Genomic DNA, 20,346 nt, shown 5'->3' with positions numbered 1-20,346 from the left:
GGGCGGGGGGGGGCTGGCTCGTTATGACAAAGACGGGGAGGCTGCGGGCGCGTCGAGCGGACTGCTGTCGACGAGACTCACGGCATCGTTGTAGCGGTATAGGCGTGGCGGCCGGTGGCGGCCCCCTGTGAGCACCTGGTCGGTGGCCACGACGCTGCCAGAGGCTTCGATCTGGCGGCGAAAGTTGGCGGGGTCAAGTTTTGTGCGCAGCACTGCCTCGTGCACTTCTCGCAGTTGGGCCAGGGTGAAGGTGTCGCCGAGCAGGGCGTGGGCGATGCGGCTGTATTCCATCTTGGTGCGCAACCGCCACAGGGCGTATTCCACGATTGTGGAGTGATCGAACGCGAGGCCTGGAACCTCATCGGCAATGAACCACCGCACATTGTCACCCTCGGCCACCCGGTCTGCTTCGCCGGCGTGCACGAGAGCCCAGTAGACGATCGAGACAACGCGGGCGCCGGGGGAACGATCGGGTTCGCCAAACGCATAGAGCTGCTCCAGATAGCGCGGCTCTAGCCCCGTGGTCGTCTTGAGGTTGCGCGCGGCGGCACCCGAAAGACTTTCGTCGGCGAGTAGCGGACCACCCGGAAGCGCCCAGCGGCCGAGAAACGGCTCACGGATGCGGCGAACCAGCGGAATCCACAGCCTGGGAGACCCGCCATCTGGGTCGGGCCTCAGTGCGAAGATCACGGTGGAGATGGCGAGACTGATCTCGTCGCCCATCTGCATCACCGCCGGAGGATTCTGTAAAGGTCACTGTGACCTGAACAGATCTTAGCATTGGGGGCGCCGATGCCCTGAAATGTGTCGGCGGCTGCGTCAGGCAGAGGGAGCGTCGATTGCGCCGCCGAAACGGCGGTTGCGCTGGGCATAGAGCGTGATCGCCTGCCACAGCTGTTCCCGCGTGAAGTCGGGCCACAACGTGTCGAGAAAGACCATCTCGGCATAGGCGCTCTGCCACAGCATGAAGTTGCTCGTGCGCTGCTCCCCCGAACTGCGCACAAAGAGATCCACATCGGGCAGTTCCGGCGCATAAAGGTTGCGGGCGATCAGCTTCTCACTGACGGCGGAGGGCCTAATCTTGCCTGCAGCCACGTCCTCTGCGATGCGGCGCACGGCATCCGTAATCTCGTTGCGACCGCCGTAGTTCACGCACATCGTGAGCGTGAGGGTGCTGTTGCCGGCCGTCAGCTGTTCGGCGAACTCCAGCTCTTTGATCACGGAGGACCACAGCCGCGGCCGGCGTCCCGACCAGCGAACCCGAACGCCCCAGTCGTTGAGCTGATCGCGACGGCGGTGCAGAACGTCGCGGTTGAAGCCCATGAGAAAGCGCACCTCCTCTGGAGACCGCTTCCAGTTCTCGGTGGAGAACGCATAGACACTCAGATGTTTGACCCCGACCTGGATGGCCCCAGCCACAACATCGAGCAGGGCTGCCTCCCCCGCCTTGTGACCCTCCACGCGGGTGAGACCACGAGCGTTAGCCCACCGACCGTTGCCATCCATGACCAGCGCGACGTGGTCGGGAACTGCTCCCTTGGGCAGATCTGGCGGATAGATGCCCGTCCAGTCAATCGGCTTGAAATCGACAGCATCGCGGTGCGTCTTAGAAACTCGGCTCATTCGGATGACCCTTCGGATGGCACCGACCGGCGCGCGACCGGCGCGGAACGGTCGACGTGTTCGAGCGAGCGAAGCTTGCGCTCCATGTGAAACTGCGCATAGGCGGCAACGATGCCACTGGCCTGAGACCGCGTGCGCTCGCTAGCGAGCTCGGCGGCCTCCCAATCGCCCGACAGCAGGGCGCTGAGCAGAGCGAGGGTATCGCGGTCGAGGCGAGGAGCGCCGGGGGGCGCAACCTCGTCGGCGACGACCCCACCCAGGTGCACGACGAACGCAGAGTGGGGCCCGGGGGCCCCCGTCATGGCGCAATCGACAAAGCTTGGCGACCAACCGGCGATTGCAAGGGCGCGCAACAGATACGAGTCGAGCGTGAGCCCAGACGGATGCTCCCGCCGGGCGAGAGAGCGCAGCGCACCCACCAGCAGCAGAAACTGCTGGAGGCTGCCCTCATCCTCCGTGAGCTTGTCTGCGGCCTCGACCATCGTGCTCGCCGCCGTATAGCTGCCGTAGTCGCTCGTGATCGCCGCCCCGTACGAGCCGAGGGACTCGGCCTGGGTGATCACGTCGAGCGTGCGCCCCTCGAAGAACTGCGCGTCGGCCACCATGAACGGTTCAAGCCGCGCGCCAAATTTGGAGGCGGTGCGCCGAACGCCTTTAGCCACCGCCCGGATCTTGCCGTGCTGGCGGCTGAGCATCGTAACAATGCGATCCGCCTCACCCAGCTTGTGGGTGCGAAGGACGACAACTTCGTCACGATAGAGGGGCACCCATCAAGTATCCCCCGCCGCGGGCCTGCCACCGTGAATGCCGCGTGCTACAACTACAGCATGGAGCAAGCCTTTTCGATCCCGCTCTGGGCGGATCTCATCGCCGTATCAGCCGGCTCCATCATGGGGGCCATGTACGCGGCGGGCTTCACGAGCCGCCGCATCGACCTTTTGGGGGTCGCTGTAATCGGCATCGTCACCGGCATCGGCGGCGGAATCATGCGAGACCTCATGCTCAACGAGCCTCTCGCGGCACTTCAGACGAACTGGTATCTGCCCGTCGCGGTCGCCACAGCGCTGATCGGCATGCTTCTCGAGCGCACATTTCACCGCTTGCGTCATGTACTCACCGCGGTTGATGCGCTTTCGTTAGGGCTCTTCGGCGCGATCGGCACAACAAAGGCCCTCGCCGTTGGCCTGCCAGCGATCCCCGCGATCTTTGTGGGGATGCTCGCTGCGGTCGGCGGCGGCGTTCTGCGCGACATGCTGCTCGCGACCCCGATCGCGATCATGCAGGTGGGGTCGCTCTACGCGGTCGCGGCCTTCTCGGGGGCAGGACTCATCGTGCTGCTCGAAACAGCAGGAGTCCCACCCCACATCGCCGCGCTCAGCGGCGTCGTTCTCACCTTTAGCGTGCGCATCCTGGCCGTGCTCTTCAACTGGAGCCTGCCCGAGCAGAGGCGCCTCACCCAACTGCCGCGACTACCCAGAATGTCGCTCGGCAAAGCGTGGCCCCGGCGCACCTGGCGCCAGAGCAAGCCGGGTGTCAGCGCGCCAGACGAAGGCTAGACGGAGGCAAGCTCGCGGTCGTCACTCGCCGTGCGAACTGCCCGGTTCACGGCTGAGACGATGGCCTTGAGAGACGCCGTCGAAATATCGGGGTCAATGCCAACACCCCACAGGGTGCGACCATTAACGCTCAGTTCGACGTACGCCGCGGCGAGGGCGTCGCCGCCCGCGCTCATGGCGTGCTCCTGGTAGTCGTACAGTGCGACATCGATGCCGCCCTTGTCGCGCACGATCTTCAGGAACGCGGCGATCGGGCCGTTGCCGGTGGCTTCGACCTCGCGCACTTCGTCGCCCGCACGGAGCTTGACCTGCAGCGCAACGGAGCCATCCATGTCGCTCGAGGTGCTCGTGCGCAGAATCTCGAACCGACCCCACTTTTGCTCGGCGTCATCAGCGGGCAGGTATTCATCTCCGAAGATGTCCCAGATCTGGTCGCTCGTGACCTCGCCACCCTCGGCATCGGTCTTCGCCTGCACTACGCCACTGAACTCGATCTGCAGCTTGCGAGGGAGGTCGAGTGCGTGGTCGGTCTTGAGGAGGTAAGCGACGCCGCCCTTGCCCGACTGTGAGTTGACGCGGATAACCGCCTCATAGCTGCGACCCAGGTCTTTGGGGTCGACCGGCAGATACGGGACCGCCCAGGTGAGGTCATCGACCGAAACACCCTTCTCGGCGGCCTCGGCCTCCATGGCCTCGAAGCCCTTCTTGATGGCGTCCTGGTGCGAACCGCTGAATGCCGTGTAGACGAGGTCGCCTGCCCACGGGCTGCGCTCAGGGACGGGGAGCTGGTTGCAGTGCTCCGCCGTGCGCTTGATGCGGTCAAGATCGCTGAAGTCAATCTGCGGATCGATGCCCTGCGTGAACAGGTTGATACCCAGAGCAACGAGGTCGACATTGCCGGTGCGCTCACCGTTGCCAAAGAGGCAGCCTTCGATGCGGTCTCCGCCAGCCATGTAACCGAGCTCGGCCGCAGCCACTGCTGTGCCGCGGTCGTTGTGGGGATGAAGGCTCAGAATTACGTTCTCGCGGTGGTTAAGGTTGCGAGACATCCACTCAATCGAGTCTGCATAGACATTGGGGCTCGCCATCTCGACCGTGGCGGGCAGGTTGATGATGACCTTGCGCTCCGGGGTCGGCTCAAGCACTTCGAGCACCTGGTTGCACACGTCGACGGCAAACTCGAGCTCGGTGCCCGTGAAGCTCTCGGGCGAGTACTCGTAGTAGATCTCCGTGCCCTCGGCGATGGATTCGGCCGCGCGGCACAGCCGGGCACCCTCAAGCGCGATGTCGATGATTCCCTGCTTGTCGGTGCGAAAAACCACGTCGCGCTGCAGGATGCTCGTGGAGTTGTAGAGGTGAACGATCGCCTGCTTGGCACCCTTGATCGACTCGTAGGTGCGGTTGATCAGGGACTCACGGGCCTGGGTGAGCACCTGAATCGTCACATCATCGGGAATCAGGTTCTCTTCGATGAGGCTGCGGACGAAATCGAAGTCGGTCTGGCTCGCCGAGGGGAACCCGACCTCGATCTCCTTGTAGCCCATCTCGACGAGGAGTTCGAACATGATGCGGTTGCGCTCGGGGCTCATCGGGACAATGAGGGCCTGGTTTCCATCGCGAAGGTCGACGGCGCACCAGCGTGGTGCCTCCGTGATGCGCTGGGCCGGCCACGTGCGATCGGGCAGATCGACCGCAATCATCTCGTGGAATGGGCGGTACTTGTGGATCGGCATACCCGAGGCTTTTTGTGTGTTCTTCATGTCCTGTAGTTCTCTCTCGCTTGATTCGGTCAGCCGACGACGAACACCGCGACGAGGGAGGCCTGGAACTAGGACTCGTCGCGGCAGCTAAGGAGAAGCAGACCGAACAGCACGAACTCAGGTTATCACCCCTTTTTGCGCCGTTATCAAATCGAGAGGGCAACCCGGCGCGCCCGCCGGGTTGCCCTCCCCTCTCGGTCAGTCGGCGGCGAGGGCCAGCACCGGAGTAACCGATGTGGCCTTGCGTGCCGGGATGTGAGCCGCGGCGAGCGTGAGCAACGCGGACCCCACAGCGAGGACGACGACGAGGAGCCACGGAACGGTGGGCAAGACGAGTCCGGGGCCGCCGAACATGCTGCCCAAAAGCGACTGCGCACCCGCCCAGCCATACAGCACACCAAGCACGAGACCGATTCCCACACCCGTCACCGTGAGCTGAGCGCTCTCGGCCACGACCATCCCGCGCACCTGCCGCCCGGTAAAGCCCAGGGCCCTTAGCAAGCCGAGCTCTCTCGTGCGTTGAATCACGCTCAGCGAGAGGTTGTTGATCATTCCGAACGCCGCGATGACCGCAGAGAAGCCGATGAGTGCCGTGAAGATCGCCATCGTTATGGCAATCACGTCGTCGGTTCCCGCATAGGCCTCTGGCTCGTTCTGCTGGGCGGCCGCGATCATGTCTGCGTAGCCCTGTGCCGCGACGGAGAACGTGGTGATGAGGGTCACGCCAATGACCAACCCGATCGTCGTTCGCGCACTGCGCTCGGGATACCGCGTGCTGTTCTCCGCCGCCATCTGAGCGGATGCCGACGACCCAAACCAGCGGCCGGTGAGACGCAGAAGCGGAGGAATAACCAGGTGAGCGCCGATGACGACACCAGTGAACGAGGCGATTCCGCCGAAGAACGCGACGATGAAGCCGAGTCCGTTAACAAGCCCGAGAACCACACCGACGCCGAGCGCGATAAGCCCTCCGAAGAAGAACAGCGCTGCGACACCATTGCGCACAGGGCGGCGCCGCGTCTCTTCGCGTGAGCGCTCCTGCGCGGCACCCGTCGCCTGGATCGGGGTCACGACCAGAACCCGGCGCGAGCCGACCCACGAGGCACCCCACGTCGCAACAACCACAACACCTGCTGGCATAACGATGAGCGGGTCGATGGCGCCGTAGTCGAGGTCAGGAACCGCCCCTGTGGCCCGCGCCAGCTCGAGCGCGGCGGTAACGATCACGAGGCCGACCGCTGCGCCGATAGCCGCACCCACCGCCCCGACCGCGAGACCCTCTCGCGCAACCGAAAGACGCAGAGTCTTGGCCGTCGCGCCGACAAGTCGCATGAGGGCAATCGTTCGAGTGCGGCCCGCGATGATCGTGGCGAACGTGTTGGCCGTCACGATCGAACCGACATACACCGCGATCAGGATGAAGACGGAGGCCACCATGGCCAACGCCAGCTGAACCGAATTGCGAGCCGAGATGTCGTTCTGCGCCACTATTGCCGTGAGATAGCCCGTCGTTTGAATAAGGCCGACCCCGAAGGCGGCGCTCAGCGCCGTGACGATGAGACTCGATGTGTGGTCTTTGAGTCCACGGCTGTGCGATGTCGAGACCGTCACTTGGCCAACTCCATGCCGAGCATGAACGAGCTGATCTGCTCGGGCGTGCTTCGCCCGTGCTCGGCCACAAGTCGACCATCGGCAAGAAACACGATGCGGTCGGCATAACTTGCCGCGATGGGGTCGTGGGTCACCATGGCGATACTCTGCCCATACCCCGTGCACGCCGCGGCGAGCAAGGCCAAGACCTCGCGGCCCGTGCGCGAGTCGAGGTTGCCCGTTGGCTCGTCAGCGAAGATTAGGTCGGGGCGGGTCGCCAGGGCACGGGCGATAGCGACGCGCTGCTGCTGCCCTCCCGAGAGCTCATGAGGACGGTGCGTGAGCCGTGGCGAAAGCCCGAGCGAGTCGATGAGGTCATCGATCCACTTCTTCTCCTGAATAGTAGGGCGGCGGCCATCGAGCATGAACGGAAGGTGGATGTTGCCGCTTACGTCAAGGGTCGGCACCAGGTTGAAGGCCTGAAAGACGAATCCGATGCGCCGTCTCCGTAGCAGGGTCAGTTCGGTGTCGCCTAGGCCCGTTACCTCGGTGTCCCCGATCCAGGCGGAGCCCGACGTTGGTGAATCTAGGCCAGCCATGATGTGCATGAGAGTTGATTTGCCCGATCCGCTGGGCCCCATGATGGCGGTGAATTCACCGCGGCGAAGCTCGAGCGTGACGCCGTCGAGTGCCGTAACGGTCGTTGCTCCTGATCCATACGCCTTGGTGACGCGCGAGACGCGTGCTACTGCCGCGGATGATTCGGTGCGCGACACATCGGAAGGGCCGGAATTGGCAGGTGTGATTGTCATAGCCCCACGCTATTTTTTGCGGGGCCTCCGGGGCATCGGGCTCAAGTAGCCCCCGCATCCCTCTGCAGGATGACCTTGCGGCGCCGGCGTACATCTCTGGCCACCGCGAACCTCTGGCTATCAGTTACCCGTGAGCTCGTGCTCGAACGCGTAGACAACCAGCTGCACGCGATCGCGTAGCGACAGCTTGGAAAGGATGCGACTGATGTGTGTCTTGACGGTCGCCTCGCTAAGAAACTCCTGCTGCGCGATCTCGGAGTTGCTCAGGCCACGCGCGGCCAGCACGAAGATGTCGCGTTCCCGTGAGGTGAGGTTCTCGAACTCTGCGGGGGTCGCCGTGACCGCTGATGCCCCGCTAAAGTGCTCGAAAAGCTCACGAGTCGCCGAAGCTGCGATCACGGCGTTGCCAGCGTGAACCGTGCGAATCGCGGCAAGCAAAAATTCTGGGTCGGCGTCTTTCAACACGAAGCCGCTTGCGCCGCCTCTAATTGCCCGGGTCGCCGCTTCATCCAGATCGAATGTCGTGAGCACGATCACCCGAGGAGTGGCCGAGCCGTTCTTCGCGGCGTTCGCCACAATCTCGGCGGTCGCATCAATGCCATCCATGATCGGCATCCGGATGTCCATGAGCATCACGTCGGGCCGCTCGGCCAGGGCGAGGGCGACACCTTCTTGGCCGTTGCTGGCCTCCCCCACGAACTCAAGGTCGGGCTGTGACGAGACCAGCATGCGGATGCCAGCACGAAAGAGCGACTGGTCGTCGACAAGCGCCACTCTGATCTGATCGGTCATGACGACTCCTTGAGGGTGCGAGCGGTGGGGGTCGGCACCGTATGGGGCAGCGCAAGCGACACCACGAAGAGACCGGACTTGGGCTGGGCGGTCAGGTCGCCGCCGGCAAGCACAGCTCGCTCCCGCATTCCCGCAAGGCCGTGGCCGAGTGGCGGAGCCAGCTGGGCATCAGCGCGCATGTGGTTGGTCACCGTCACGTGCAGACCGAGCGGCGACCAGGCGATCTCCAACTCGACAGGCTGGTCGACATCCCCGTGGCGGAGCGCATTCGTGAGGGCCTCTTGGATCACGCGATACGCGGCGAGCTGCTGCCCCTGCGCCAGGGGCAGAGGTTCACCGGTCTCGCGAACCTCGATGGAGAGGCCCGCCTGGCGAAGTTGCCCCACGAGCCGGTCGAGATCGGCAAGGCTCGGCTGCGGCCCCTCGGCCTGATTGTGGCGGAGCTGCGAAAGCAGCAGGCGAACATCGCCGAGAGCCTCTCGCGCGGTCGAAGAAATGGTTGTCAGTGCACCATCGACAGCGGTGGGGTCTGTGAGCCTCGCGTAGCGGGCGCCGTCTGACTGCGCAATCACGACCGCAAGGGAGTGCGCGACGATGTCGTGCATGTCCCGCGCGATGCGGTTGCGCTCCTGTTCGACAATGACCTCACGCTGAGCGATGCGCTGCTCTGCCTCGGCCTTAGCCTGGGCCGACCTGCTCTCGCCAGCGAGGCGCCGCGTGCGCGCAAGGAGCCCGAGCGTCCAGCTGAGTCCGAGACCCACGAGCGCGAAGATCAGGATGCCCGCGAACACCTGAACCACTTCGTTCAGCGGCGCGCCCATGAGAAAGACGTCGATCGTGAGATAGATCGCGATCACGAGGGAACCCGCTATCGCAGAAACAAGCCCGACCCACTTGAGAACCCGGCCGCCATAGGCCGCTGTCGTGAACAACACTGCGAGGATCGCGAGGTTGGAGACGTCGGGGTCGAGCTGGGCCACGAGCTGAAAGCCAGCGCCTACCCAGGCCACAATCAGAGCGAGCGCAGGGCTCGCCCGGCGCAGGGCAAGCGCCGTCGCCATGATGATGACGACGACATACATCGCCGGCTCGGCCACCGTGATCGCCAGCCGCAGCAGAACGCACAAGACGGCCAGCGAAATATCGAACACCAGCTGGCGCCTGGTCACCTCCCGAAAGAGATTCACGCCGCTAGAAGCCGAGCCGGCCGAGCTGCTTGGCGTCGCGCTGCCACTCCTTGGCCACCTTCACCCGGAGGGAGAGAAACACCTTGCTGCCGATGAGAGGCTCGATCTGCGCCCGCGCCCGTGCGCCGACCTCGGCGAGACGGGAGCCCTTGTGGCCGATGATGATGCCCTTCTGGCTGTCCCGCTCCACGAACAGGTTGGCGTAGATCTCAACGAGCTCTTTGTCGTCTCGCTCGATGATGTCGTCGATCGTGATGGCAATCGAATGAGGCAGCTCGTCTTGAACGCCCTCAAGTGCTGCCTCGCGAATGAACTCGGCAATGCGGTCTTCCATCGCCTCTTCGGTGACGGTCTCGGCCGGGTAGAGAGGCGGGGATTCTGGAAGCAAGGCGATCAGTTCCTTGGTCAGAACATCCAGCTGGATGCTCGTGAGCGCCGAAACGGGGATGATGGCCTCCCAGTCGCGCAGCTGAGAGACAGCGAGCAACTGCTCTGCGACGGATGCCTTTGAGGCCGCATCCACCTTGGTGACAATGGCGACCTTCTTGGCGCGGGGAAACGAATCTAGCTGCTCATTGATGAAGCGGTCGCCCGGGCCGAGCTTTTCGTTGGCGGGCACGCAGAAGCAGATCACATCGACCTCGCCGAGCGTGTCTTGCACGACAGCGTTGAGGCGCTCGCCCAGGAGTGTGCGGGGGCGGTGCATGCCGGGCGTATCGACCAGGATGAGCTGGCCAGATTCCTTGTGCACAATGCCGCGAATGGCGCGGCGGGTGGTCTGCGGCTTGCTGCTCGTGATGGCGACTTTCTCGCCGACGAGTGCGTTGGTGAGCGTCGACTTGCCGACGTTGGGGCGACCTACAAAGGTCACAAAGCCCGCACGGTGCTGGGTGTCGGTCATGGGGTGTAACTCTCGCTCTCGCTGTCAGATTCTGTGTCGCTCTCGGAGCCATCATCGCGCACGACCCGGGTATCGGGTTCGGCAATGAGGGTGACAAGGCGTTTGCGACGGCCGTCGGTTCTCTCGGCCGTGAGGGTGACTCCGTAGACGTGGACGGTATCCCCCGGCTCTGCGAGCCTGCCCAGCGCCTTGGTGAAAAGCCCGCCGACCGAGTCAACATCGTCGTCATCAAGGTCAAGGTCAAAGAGCTCTCCGAGCTCGTCGACAGGGAGCCGAGCGGCGACCCGAAAGCGGCCGTCACCGAGATCCTTGACCTCCTGGAGCGCCCGGTCGTACTCGTCAGAGATATCGCCGACGAGTTCCTCGATCAGGTCCTCCATCGTGACGAGCCCGGCGATTCCGCCGTATTCGTCCACGACCATCGCAAGATGGTTCGATTCGAGCTGCATCTGGCGCAAGAGGTCGTCTGCCTTTTGCGATTCCGGCACAAACAGCGCGGGGCGCACAAGCTGAGCCGTCGTGAGCTTGGTGAGGTCGGACGGCCGCTCATGACTGAGACGGGCAACGTCGCGAAGGTAGAGAACCCCGAGCACCTCGTCGACATCTTCGCCCACGACGGGGATGCGCGATACGCCCTTGCCAAAGAACAGCCCCAGGGCTTCCGCGAGAAGCGCCGTCCCCTCGATCGTCACAGCATCGGTGCGGGGCACCATGACCTCGCGCACGACCGTCTGGTTGAACTCGAAGATCGAGTGGATCAGCTCTCGGTCTTCTTCTTCAAGCACGTCAAGCGCGGTTGCCTCGTCAACCATGCTCAGCAGCTGTTGTTCGGAACTGAATGTTGCCGTCTTGGGACGCCCCGGCGTGACCCTGTTGCCCACCGCCACAAGCGCAGCCGCGATCGGCCCCAGCAGCACCCTCAGCGCATGAACCAACCACGCAGTCGCAATCACAATGGGGCGCGCATGTTCCCGCCCCACGCTGCGTGGGCTAGAACCGACGAGCACGAACGACGCGATGATCATGACGAGTGCCGAGCAGATGAGGGCAAGCCACCACTGATCGATCACGGTCGTGAAGCTCATCGTGACCAGAACGGCAGCTGTTGTCTCTGCCGAGATGCGCATGAAGTTGACCGCGTTAAGGTGCGGGCCAATGTCGGCGGCGATCGCCAGAAGCGACTTCTCGCTGCGGGATCCCTGTGCCATCTCCTGCAGGTCGTTGCGGGAGAGCACACCCAGGGCGGCGTCTGCTGCCGCCAGCAGTCCGCCGAACGCGACGAGCACAACGGCGACCATCGCAAAGATTACGGTCATCGCGAGCTCCGCAGCTCAGATGAATCTGGGCGGTTCATCACTGAGAGTCGCGCTCCTGCACGGCAAAGCCGGCGAGAATGTCGCGTTGCAGGCCGAACATTTCGCGCTCCTCATCAGGCTCGGCGTGATCGAAGCCGAGCAGGTGAAGAATGCCGTGGGTGGTGAGCAGCAGCAGCTCGTCCATGAGGGTGTGTCCGGCCGTTTCGGCCTGCGACTGCGCGACCTGAGGGCACAGCACGACGTCGCCGAGAAGACCAGCGGGGGTAATGGCGTCTTCTGTGCCAGGCCGGAGCTCGTCCATGGGAAAGCTCAGAACATCCGTCGGGCCCGGCTCGTCCATCCACTGCACGTGGAGCTGCTCCATGGCTGCCTCGTCGACCAGCACGATCGAAAGCTCGGCGTCGGGATGCACGTGGAGCTCGTCGAGCGCGTAGGTCGCCAGGCGCTGCAGGGCGGTCTCATCGACCTCCACAACCGACTCGTTGTTGATCTCGATGCTCATAGTGCACTCTCTCCGCGCCCTGTGGCGTCTCGTCGGTCTGCGCGAACGCGCTGCCGGTCTTCGTCGTACCGGGTGTAGGCATCCACGATCTGGGCTACCAGCGTGTGCCGCACGACATCGTCGCTCGTGAGGTACGAAAAATGGATGTCGTCAAGGGTGTCGAGCACCTGCGTCACGAGAGTGAGACCACTCGTGCCCGTTGGCAGGTCGACCTGCGTGATGTCGCCCGTGACGACCATGCGCGACCCGAATCCGAGACGCGTCAGGAACATCTTCATCTGCTCCGGCGTGGTGTTCTGCGCCTCGTCAAGGATCACGAAGGAGTTGTTCAGCGTGCGCCCTCGCATATAGGCCAGCGGGGCGACCTCGATCGTGCCGATGGCCAGGAGCTTGCCCACGACCTCCGGGTCCATCATCTCGTTGAGCGCGTCGTAGAGGGGTCGCAGATAAGGGTCGATCTTGTCGGTCAGCGAGCCGGGCAAAAACCCAAGACGCTCACCAGCTTCGACGGCAGGCCTCGTGAGAATGATGCGGTCGACCTCCTTGCGCTGCAGGGCCTGCACCGCCTTGGCCATCGCCAGGTAGGTCTTTCCCGTGCCGGCGGGGCCGATGCCGAAGACGACGGTGTTTTCATCGATCGCATCGACATACGCCCGCTGCCCTGAGGTCTTGGGCCTAATGCTCTTGCCCCGGCTCATCAGAATCGTCTGCCCGAGCACATCCGTCGGCCGCTCGCCAGAGCTGCCCGCGATGATGCGGGCAGACTCGGTGACGTCACGATCGGTCAACTCGTGGGTCTCGCCAGCCAGAGCGAGAAGCTCCTCGACAAGCGTGTTGGCTGCGCGAACCTGTGCAGCTGGCCCCTCAAGCGCGATCTCGTTGCCACGAACGAAGACCGAGACAAGCGGATGCTGATCCTCGATCGTACGCAGCAACCGGTCCTGCGGCCCCAGGAGGTCGACCATCGAGACCGTATCGACATGGATCACCGTGCGAAGCGAGTCATTGCTTGCTCCGCCGGTCCGTGCAGTGTCAGTCGCCAAGGGAGCCTTCCGAGAGGGTGCCGCCCAAAACGTGAGCGTGCACATGGAATACGGTCTGGCCGGCGCTCTCGCCGGTGTTGAATACGAGGCGGAACTCGCCTCCACAGTGCTCATCCGCCAGGGCCTGCGCCGTCGCAACCATCTCCGCGAGCAGGCTCGGATCGCCGGCCGCAAGTTCTGCAACGTTGCGGTACTGCGGGTCGCGGGGAATCACCAGCAAATGCACGGGCGCCTTAGGCGCAATGTCGCGAATGGCGATAACACGCTCGCCGTCGAACACGACATCGGCAGGAATTTCACCGGCGATGATGCGGGAGAAGATCGATGGTTCGGCTGCGGCAGACATGCCACAAGCTTAAGCGCAAACGCCTCAGGGCGGTGGCTACCAACGACCAAGCTGCGCATTGAGCACGGCGATCGCGGCAGGCCCGGCAGTGCTGGTGCGGAGGATGCCGTCGCCGAGCTTGACGAGAACAGCGCCTGCTTCGCGCAGGCTCGAGAGTTCGCCATCAGCGACACCCCCCTCAGGGCCCACGACCAACACGATCTCGTCGTGCCTCTCAAGCTCATCCCTGCTGAGCTCCGTGAGCCGCCTCTCCGCGGTCGGTTCAAGGACCAGGATGAGCGCGCTGCCACCCCGCACCGCCAGTTGTTTGGTCGTTGCCACCTCGCCAACGGCGGGCACCCACGGGCGCATCGACTGCTTGCTCGCCTCGCGCACGATCGAATGCCAGCGTTCCCTGCCCTTGGACGCCTTGGCGGCATCCCAGCGAACGATCGACCGCTGAGCCGCCCACGGAATGACGGTGTCTACCCCGAGTTCTGTCGCCGACTGCACCGCGCTCTCATCCCGCCCGCCCTTGGCGAGGGCTTGGGCGAGAACGAGCGCCGGTGTCGGCCGAGGAACCTGCGTCACGGTCTGCGCGACAACGCTCAGCAGATCGGGCCGAGCCTCGGTCACCTCACCGGTGACGACGAGACCTGCCCCGTTGCCAATCGACAACGACTCCCCGACCCGGATGCGGCTCACGCTGACGGCGTGCTTTGCCTCGGCGCCCGTAATCGACACTGTCGCGCCGACGCTGGCAGAGGCGAGGGATTCTGCGAGGTAGAAGTGCGCCATCTACAGGTTGAGGAACCGGTCACGGAGCTTCTGAAAGAGTCCCTGCTGAAAGTGCGACAGGTGCGGAGGCACGGAATGCTGCGAACGGGCAAGCTCCTGCACGAGTTCGCGCGACTTGGAATTGAGCTTGGTCGGGGTGAGTACTTGAACACCGATCTTGAGGTCGCCGCGGCCAGCACCGCGGAGGTGCGTGATTCCGCGGTCCTTGACCGTAATGACCTCGGCGCTCTGCGTTCCCGGCTTGACCTCGACCTCGACAGGGCCATCGAGCGACTCAAAGACGGCGGTCGTGCCAAGAATGGCATCCGTCATCTGCACCTCAAGCGTTGCGAGCAGGTCATCGCCATTGCGGCTAAAGACATCGTGGTGGCGCACCTTGATCTCGAGGTATAGGTCGCCGTTGGGGCCTCCGGCAGCGCCGACCTCCCCCTGACCAGGCATCTGCAAGCGCAGCCCCGTGTCGACTCCGGCGGGAATGTCTACGGGGATACGGCGACGGGCACGAACGCGGCCCTGGCCGGAACACGTGGGGCACGGGTTCGGAATGACGGTGCCGTACCCGCGGCACGTTCCACACGGGCTCGAGGTCATGACGTTGCCGAGCAGGCTGCGCACAGAGCGCTGGATGAGGCCGCTACCACCACAGATGTCGCATGTGGCGAGGTCGGTGCCCGGCGCACAGCACGAGCCGCCGCACGTCTTGCAGGTGACTGCGGTATCGACCTCGACCTCGTGCTGCGTGCCGAAGATCACATCGGCGAGCTCGATCTCGACGCGGATGAGCGCATCCTGGCCGCGCTCCGTACGGGAGCGCGGCGGGCGGGTTCCGCCCCCACCTCCGCCGAAGAACGTCTCGAAGATGTCTCCGAAACCGCCGAAGCCACCGCCACCGAAGCCCTGCTGGCCGCCCATGTCATAGGACTGGCGCTGCTGAGGATCCGAAAGAACGTCGTAGGCGTGCGTGACCTCTTTGAAGCGTTCCGATGCGTCGGGGGCCGAATTCACGTCGGGGTGCAACTCACGCGCAAGCCGACGGTAGGCCTTCTTGATCTCCTCGGGGGTTGCCGAGCGCTCGACGCCCAAAACTTCGTAGTGGTCTGCCAATGTTGTTCCTCAATATGATCGTGCGAAACCGACCGGGGTCGGTCTCCTCTGGAGAAGTCTTAGTTGTCGCCGAGAAGCTTGGATAGGTAGCGCGCTACAGCCCGAACCGCCGTCATGTTGCTCGAGTAGTCCATGCGGGTTGGGCCCAGGACCCCGAGCTGAGCCAGCTCGCCGCCCGAAGCAGCGTACCCGGAGCTCAGAACGGATGCCTCGGCGAGGCCGTACTGTTCGTTCTCGCGCCCGATGCGCACGGAGATCGAGCCGACCTCCTGCTCCATCTCGCCAAACAGCCTGAGCAGGGTCACCTGCTCCTCGATGGCCTCGAGAACGGGAAATATGCTGCCGCTGAAGTCGTCGCCGGTGCGGGCCAAGTTGGCCGCTCCGGCCATCACGAGCTTGTCCTGGCGATTGGCGAGGACCTGCTCAGACAGGCTCTCGGCGATGAGGCCGGCCAGGGGCCGCTGCGCTGGTTCAAGGCCGTCGGCGAACGAGGTGAGATGAGTCGCAGCCTCCGTGAGGCCGAGACCTGTCAGCTCGGCATTGAGCCGGGCGCGAATCGCCGCGATATCGGCTTCGCTGCCCGTGGTCGTCACTTCAATGATGCGCTGCTCAACGCGACCCGTGTCGGTGATCAACACCGTCATAAGGCGGGTGTCGCTCAGCTGGACGAGCTCAACATGGCGGATGCGCGACCGACCCAGCGACGGATACTGCACGAGCGCCACCTGGTGTGTCAGCTGTGACAGCAATCTGACCGTGCGGGCGAGCACATCGTCGAGATCGGCGGAATCGCCCAAAAATGCTTCGATCGCATGACGCTGAGCGCTCGACAACGGCTTGACGTCGGCGAGCTGGTTAACAAAGACCCGGTACCCCTTGTCGGTGGGAACCCGCCCCGACGACGTGTGAGGAGCCGTGATGAGCTCTTCTTCTTCGAGCTGCGCCATGTCGCTGCGAATGGTCGCCGCCGACACCCCAAACGAATGCCGCTCGACAATGGACTTGGAACCAACGGGTTCGCGGGAGGCCACGTAGTCCTGCACGATGACGCGCAGCACATCCAGGCCGCGATCCGACACCATGACTAATCCCTCCACATTGGCACTCTTATACCTCGACTGCCAATTGTATCGCGCCCGTGACGTGCCTCGCATTGCGAGCGTGAGCGTCGACCGCTACCTTATCCATTGCCTGCGTCGCCCTGGATCAGGGGCCATTGGCCAGCACTCGCCCTGGAACGCCCCGGGCGATAGTTCCCGAAAGGCACGTGCAATGACCGATCAGACCCCCACCGCCGGAGCACCGGCCACTCCCCTCAGCCAGCAGGAAGACCGCCAGTGGGCATCGTTCGCTCACCTGGGAGGCATCCTCTGGATCCTGCCACCCCTCATCATCTGGCTCGTCTTCAAGGACCGCGGCCAGTTCACCAACTCCGAGGGCAAGGAATCCGTGAACTTTCAGATCACGGTGACCATCGCACACGTGGCCATTATGATCATCAACTCGATCCTGACCGTCGTCACCTTCGGCATCTGGGGCCTCTTCGCCGGCCTGCTGACGTTCGCCCTCTGGGTCGTCACCATCATCTTCTGCATCCAGGGCTTCGTGAAGGCCAAGGACGGGCAGTCCTACCGTTACCCGTTCGCCCTGCGCCTCATCAAGTAGCGCAACGCGGGTTCAGATGGCCGGGGGCTAACGCCCTCGGCCATTCGCGTTAACGCGCCGCAATGCCTAAAAACGCCGAGTGGATGTTTAATGGCGAGCATGACGAACCAACCTCCACCCCCCGCCGGCGGATATCAGGCAGTACAGCCCATGAATCCGAGCGACGAGAAGATGTGGTCGACCCTGATTCACCTGGGCGGCATCATCTTCGGCATTTTTCCCTCGCTCATCGGCTATCTCGTCCTTAAAGAGCGGGGGCCGTTTGTGCGCGCGCATACACGCAGCGCACTCAACTTTCAGATCTCGCTGATCATCTACATCGTTGGCGCGGCGATCATTCTGTCCATCGTCGGCGTGCTCACCTTCGGAGTGGGATTCATCTTTCTCTGGGTCGCCATAACCGGCATCGAGATCGCCGCGATCATTTTTATGATCATCGCCGCCATCAAGGCCAACGACGGGCAGTACTACACCTACCCGCTCTCGATCGAGTTCGTTAAATAGCGGCAGCGGCCCGGGTCTGGCGTGCCGCGCGCTAGTCGGATTCGGGCAACAGCCGCCGCACCACGGCGTCGGCGAGCAACCGACCGCGCACCGTGAGCACGATCGAGCCGCGCACCGCGGCAGCGCCATCGACGAGACCGTCGGCGATAAGGCCGGCAACGGCAGACCGAGCGCCAGCATCCAGATCGGCAATCACGAGGCCGTCGCGAATGCGTGACAACAGCAGGATGCTCTCGGTGCGGCGCGTCTGGGCATCGAGCGTCTCGCGCCCGGCCGCTGGCGAGTGACCCGCCAACACCCTGTCGGCGTACGCTGCGGGGTGCTTCACGTTCCACCAGCGAACCCCACCAACGTGGCTGTGGGCACCAGGGCCGACCCCCCACCAGTCATGACCGCGCCAGTACGCAAGGTTGTGACGGGAGGCATGCTCAGCACCCCTGGCCCAATTGCTCACCTCGTACCATTCAAACCCGGCGTCTGTGAGCATCCGATCCGCAAGCTCATACATGTCGGCTTCGAGATCGTCGTCAGGCTGCGAGACCTCACCGCGACGAATCTGCCGGGCGAGCTTCGTGCCGTCTTCGACGATGAGCGCGTAGGCCGAAAGATGGTCAGGGTTCTGGGCGATGGCGTGCTCGAGCGACCGCCGCCAGTCGTCGAGCGACTCCCCCGGCGTGCCATAGATCAGGTCAAGGCTCACATCGAGACCCGCCTCGCGCGCCCACTGAACAACGAGCGGGATGCGCTCGGGGTCGTGCGTGCGCTCAAGCGTGGCCAAGACGTGCGGAACCGCAGACTGCATGCCGAACGACACCCGCGTGAATCCCGCATGTTTGAGAGTGCGGAGGTAATCGAGGTCGACGGAGTCGGGGTTCGCCTCGGTCGTAACCTCGGCTCCCTCGGCAACACCCCAGGCCGAGCGAACGGCGTCGAGCATCGACACCAGATCGGATGCTGGCAGCAGAGTCGGAGTACCGCCGCCGAAGAACACGGTGGCCGCCTCTCGCCGGGCAAGACCGGCCTGCTCAAGAACTCGCGCGCCCAGCTCAACCTCGATTGCGGCCTGGCTCGCGTAGTCACTGCGTTTGGTGCCGCGCAGCTCCTCCGCCGTGTAGGTATTGAAGTCGCAATATCCGCACCTCACCCGGCAGAACGGAACATGGAGGTAGACCCCGAAGTCGCGGGTCGACGCGCCCTCGAGAACGGAGGCAGGCAAGAGCCCGTCGAGAGGCGCCGGATCGGCAAGGGGAAGAGCTGAGGGCATCCTCCCATTCTCCCCCAGCGCGGCTGAGTCGGCGGCGCATGCAGTGGCCGCTGTAGCGGTGTGCTTAGTCGACGGGGCCGCGGTGCGCCTTGAGGTAGCGCGCCCGCAGCACCCGCTGCGCAATGGCCAGCGCGGGGGTTGCCGCCCGCCACCATCCCTCGGCCGGTCCTGTGAGCGACCGCAGGGTGAGCCACACGGAACCGTCCTCCTCACGATCGACGAAGAATGCTTCTTCTCCCGTGAGCGGATGACCCGGCAAGGTGCCCAGGGCGATGCCCTTGCGGTCGGCTTCGTCGATAACGAAGATCACCCGCACAGGGAATCGCAGCTTGAGGGGGCCCCACTGCCATGCCAACCACACGGAATCACCCGGCGTGCCCAGCGGCAAGCCGTCTGGCCCATAGACCGTTTCGGCCGGTTCGCCGGTGACCGCAGGGGCTATCGGGGTTCCGTTGGCATCGAACTCCACGGGAGTGTAGGAGCCTTCCCGCACCTCGCGGGGGGTCTCCGTGAGCTCGACCGTGAGCCCGCTGCGGATGGGGATACCCCAGCCGAGAGCCGCGTGCCACGCAAAATCCCAGCGCGCGGGACCGGTGCCAATGCGCACCCTCCGCTCATACGAACGAAAACCCCGCGGAGGAAACCCGACGATCTCGGGTGACTGAGTTGCGCCCACTGCCGCATAGTTGACCGGGAGCTCCCAGAGCTGCCGCCGCGACACTACTTCTTGTCCTTCTTCTCCACGTCTCCCGAGAGCGCGGCGATGAACGCCTCCTGGGGAACCTCGACGCGGCCGACCATCTTCATGCGCTTCTTGCCCTCCTTCTGCTTCTCAAGGAGCTTGCGCTTTCGGGTGATGTCACCGCCGTAGCACTTGGCGAGAACATCCTTTCGGATGGCACGGATGCTCTCGCGAGCGATGATGCGGGATCCGATGGCCGCCTGGATGGGCACCTCGAACTGCTGACGCGGGATGAGCTCGCGCAGGCGGCCCGTCATGAGAACGCCATAGGCGTAGGCCTTATCGCGGTGCACGATCGCGCTGAAAGCATCCACCTGCTCGCCCTGGAGCAGGATGTCGACCTTGACGAGGTCGGCCTCCTGCTCGCCAGCGGGCTCATAGTCGAGGCTCGCGTAGCCGGCGGTCTTGCTCTTGAGGTTGTCGAAGAAGTCGAACACGATCTCGCCGAGCGGCATCGTGTACTTGATCTCGACCCGGTCCTCGCCCAAGAAGTCCATGCCGATGAGCGTGCCACGGCGGCTCTGGCAGAGCTCCATGATCACGCCGACATAGTCCTTGGGGGCAAGGATGGCCGCCTTGACGATGGGCTCCTTGACCGAGGCGATCTTGCCGACCGGGAACTCGCTCGGGTTCGTGACGGTGACGGTCTTCTTGTCGTCGGTCGTAACCTCGTAAATCACCGACGGCGCCGTCGTGATGAGGTCGAGGCCGAACTCGCGCTCGAGGCGCTCCGTGATGATTTCCAGGTGCAGGAGGCCGAGAAAGCCACAGCGGAACCCAAAGCCCAGAGCAACGGATGTCTCGGGCTCATAGACCAGCGATGCATCCGACAGCTTGAGCTTGTCCAGCGCCTCACGCAGCA

General features: G+C 64.1%; 22 protein-coding genes. 3 read left to right on the top strand and 19 right to left on the bottom strand.

Going from position 1 to position 20,346, the window contains the following annotated elements:
* Positions 1-21 precede the first annotated feature (21 nt).
* The 3 genes from AC062T_RS02920 to recO all read right to left on the bottom strand — a co-directional run bounded on the left by AC062T_RS02920 (position 22) and on the right by recO (position 2,390).
* The gene (locus tag AC062T_RS02920; protein ID WP_476027253.1) at positions 22-723 is read right to left on the bottom strand and encodes an NUDIX hydrolase; all 702 of its coding nucleotides are present in this window, start codon (positions 721-723) and stop codon (positions 22-24) included.
* Between the two features lie 96 nt (positions 724-819).
* Positions 820-1,623 carry an isoprenyl transferase gene (locus AC062T_RS02915; RefSeq protein WP_476027228.1) on the bottom strand — a complete coding sequence of 268 codons (804 nt, stop codon included), beginning with the start codon at positions 1,621-1,623 and terminating at the stop codon, positions 820-822.
* Positions 1,620-2,390 carry a DNA repair protein RecO gene (gene recO, locus AC062T_RS02910; protein ID WP_476027226.1) on the bottom strand — a complete coding sequence of 257 codons (771 nt, stop codon included), beginning with the start codon at positions 2,388-2,390 and terminating at the stop codon, positions 1,620-1,622. The genes AC062T_RS02915 and recO overlap by 4 nt, the downstream gene beginning before the upstream one ends.
* A 60-nt stretch (positions 2,391-2,450) precedes the next feature.
* Between recO and AC062T_RS02905 the strand changes: the two genes are divergently transcribed.
* Positions 2,451-3,179, top strand: a complete 729-nt coding sequence (locus AC062T_RS02905) for a trimeric intracellular cation channel family protein (protein ID WP_476027224.1) — start codon at positions 2,451-2,453, stop codon at positions 3,177-3,179.
* Here AC062T_RS02905 and leuA read toward each other — a convergent pair.
* From leuA to hrcA, 13 genes are all read right to left on the bottom strand, one after another.
* A complete protein-coding gene (gene leuA, locus AC062T_RS02900) occupies positions 3,176-4,939 on the bottom strand; it encodes a 2-isopropylmalate synthase (protein ID WP_476027222.1) in 1,764 nt (587 codons plus the stop codon). The two genes, AC062T_RS02905 and leuA, sit on opposite strands and share 4 nt — an antisense overlap.
* A gap of 198 nt (positions 4,940-5,137) precedes the next feature.
* Entirely contained in the window at positions 5,138-6,550 is a 1,413-nt protein-coding gene (locus AC062T_RS02895) for an ABC transporter permease (RefSeq protein WP_476027220.1), read from the bottom strand.
* On the bottom strand, positions 6,547-7,341 hold the full coding sequence (locus AC062T_RS02890; RefSeq protein WP_476027218.1) for an ABC transporter ATP-binding protein: 795 nt from the start codon (positions 7,339-7,341) through the stop codon (positions 6,547-6,549). The genes AC062T_RS02895 and AC062T_RS02890 overlap by 4 nt, the downstream gene beginning before the upstream one ends.
* 120 nt (positions 7,342-7,461) lie before the next feature.
* The gene (locus tag AC062T_RS02885) at positions 7,462-8,133 is read right to left on the bottom strand and encodes a response regulator (RefSeq protein ID WP_476027216.1); all 672 of its coding nucleotides are present in this window, start codon (positions 8,131-8,133) and stop codon (positions 7,462-7,464) included.
* Entirely contained in the window at positions 8,130-9,320 is a 1,191-nt protein-coding gene (locus AC062T_RS02880) for a sensor histidine kinase (RefSeq protein ID WP_476027214.1), read from the bottom strand. Before AC062T_RS02880 ends, AC062T_RS02885 begins: the two co-directional genes overlap by 4 nt.
* Positions 9,321-9,324: 4 nt before the next feature.
* Positions 9,325-10,221 (bottom strand): GTPase Era, encoded by an 897-nt coding sequence (era, locus tag AC062T_RS02875; protein WP_108516746.1) that lies wholly within the window; start codon positions 10,219-10,221, stop codon positions 9,325-9,327.
* Entirely contained in the window at positions 10,218-11,537 is a 1,320-nt protein-coding gene (locus tag AC062T_RS02870; protein WP_476027212.1) for a hemolysin family protein, read from the bottom strand. The genes era and AC062T_RS02870 overlap by 4 nt, the downstream gene beginning before the upstream one ends.
* A gap of 37 nt (positions 11,538-11,574) precedes the next feature.
* The gene (gene ybeY, locus AC062T_RS02865; RefSeq protein WP_476027210.1) at positions 11,575-12,039 is read right to left on the bottom strand and encodes an rRNA maturation RNase YbeY; all 465 of its coding nucleotides are present in this window, start codon (positions 12,037-12,039) and stop codon (positions 11,575-11,577) included.
* Positions 12,036-13,004: a PhoH family protein gene (locus AC062T_RS02860; RefSeq protein ID WP_233245562.1), complete on the bottom strand. Its 969-nt coding sequence runs from the start codon at positions 13,002-13,004 to the stop codon at positions 12,036-12,038. Before AC062T_RS02860 ends, ybeY begins: the two co-directional genes overlap by 4 nt.
* Before the next feature lie 67 nt (positions 13,005-13,071).
* Positions 13,072-13,428 carry a histidine triad nucleotide-binding protein gene (locus AC062T_RS02855; RefSeq protein ID WP_476027208.1) on the bottom strand — a complete coding sequence of 119 codons (357 nt, stop codon included), beginning with the start codon at positions 13,426-13,428 and terminating at the stop codon, positions 13,072-13,074.
* A 36-nt stretch (positions 13,429-13,464) separates the two neighbouring features.
* A complete protein-coding gene (locus tag AC062T_RS02850; protein ID WP_476027206.1) occupies positions 13,465-14,205 on the bottom strand; it encodes a 16S rRNA (uracil(1498)-N(3))-methyltransferase in 741 nt (246 codons plus the stop codon).
* Positions 14,206-15,309 carry a molecular chaperone DnaJ gene (gene dnaJ, locus AC062T_RS02845; RefSeq protein ID WP_108516755.1) on the bottom strand — a complete coding sequence of 368 codons (1,104 nt, stop codon included), beginning with the start codon at positions 15,307-15,309 and terminating at the stop codon, positions 14,206-14,208.
* 59 nt (positions 15,310-15,368) lie between these two features.
* Positions 15,369-16,391: a heat-inducible transcriptional repressor HrcA gene (hrcA, locus tag AC062T_RS02840; protein ID WP_476027203.1), complete on the bottom strand. Its 1,023-nt coding sequence runs from the start codon at positions 16,389-16,391 to the stop codon at positions 15,369-15,371.
* A gap of 190 nt (positions 16,392-16,581) precedes the next feature.
* On the opposite strand from hrcA, the gene AC062T_RS02835 reads away from it, so the two are divergent.
* A complete protein-coding gene (locus AC062T_RS02835; protein WP_476027201.1) occupies positions 16,582-16,974 on the top strand; it encodes a DUF4870 domain-containing protein in 393 nt (130 codons plus the stop codon).
* Between the two features lie 99 nt (positions 16,975-17,073).
* Positions 17,074-17,478: a DUF4870 domain-containing protein gene (locus AC062T_RS02830; protein ID WP_476027199.1), complete on the top strand. Its 405-nt coding sequence runs from the start codon at positions 17,074-17,076 to the stop codon at positions 17,476-17,478.
* Positions 17,479-17,509: 31 nt separating this feature from the next.
* Here the strand turns inward: AC062T_RS02830 and hemW are convergent, their stop codons facing one another.
* From hemW to AC062T_RS02815, 3 genes are all read right to left on the bottom strand, one after another.
* Complete coding sequence (gene hemW, locus AC062T_RS02825) at positions 17,510-18,742, bottom strand: radical SAM family heme chaperone HemW (RefSeq protein WP_476027197.1); 1,233 nt, start codon at positions 18,740-18,742, stop codon at positions 17,510-17,512.
* Positions 18,743-18,806: 64 nt separating this feature from the next.
* Complete coding sequence (locus tag AC062T_RS02820; RefSeq protein WP_476027195.1) at positions 18,807-19,463, bottom strand: DUF1990 family protein; 657 nt, start codon at positions 19,461-19,463, stop codon at positions 18,807-18,809.
* Positions 19,463-20,346 (bottom strand): elongation factor 4 family protein (locus AC062T_RS02815; RefSeq protein ID WP_476027193.1); only part of this gene is annotated, 884 nt, incomplete at its 5' end. The genes AC062T_RS02815 and AC062T_RS02820, both read right to left, overlap by 1 nt.

It is taken from the genome of Homoserinimonas sp. (genome assembly GCF_056262345.1).
This window is presented reverse-complemented; position numbering and strand designations above follow the sequence as displayed.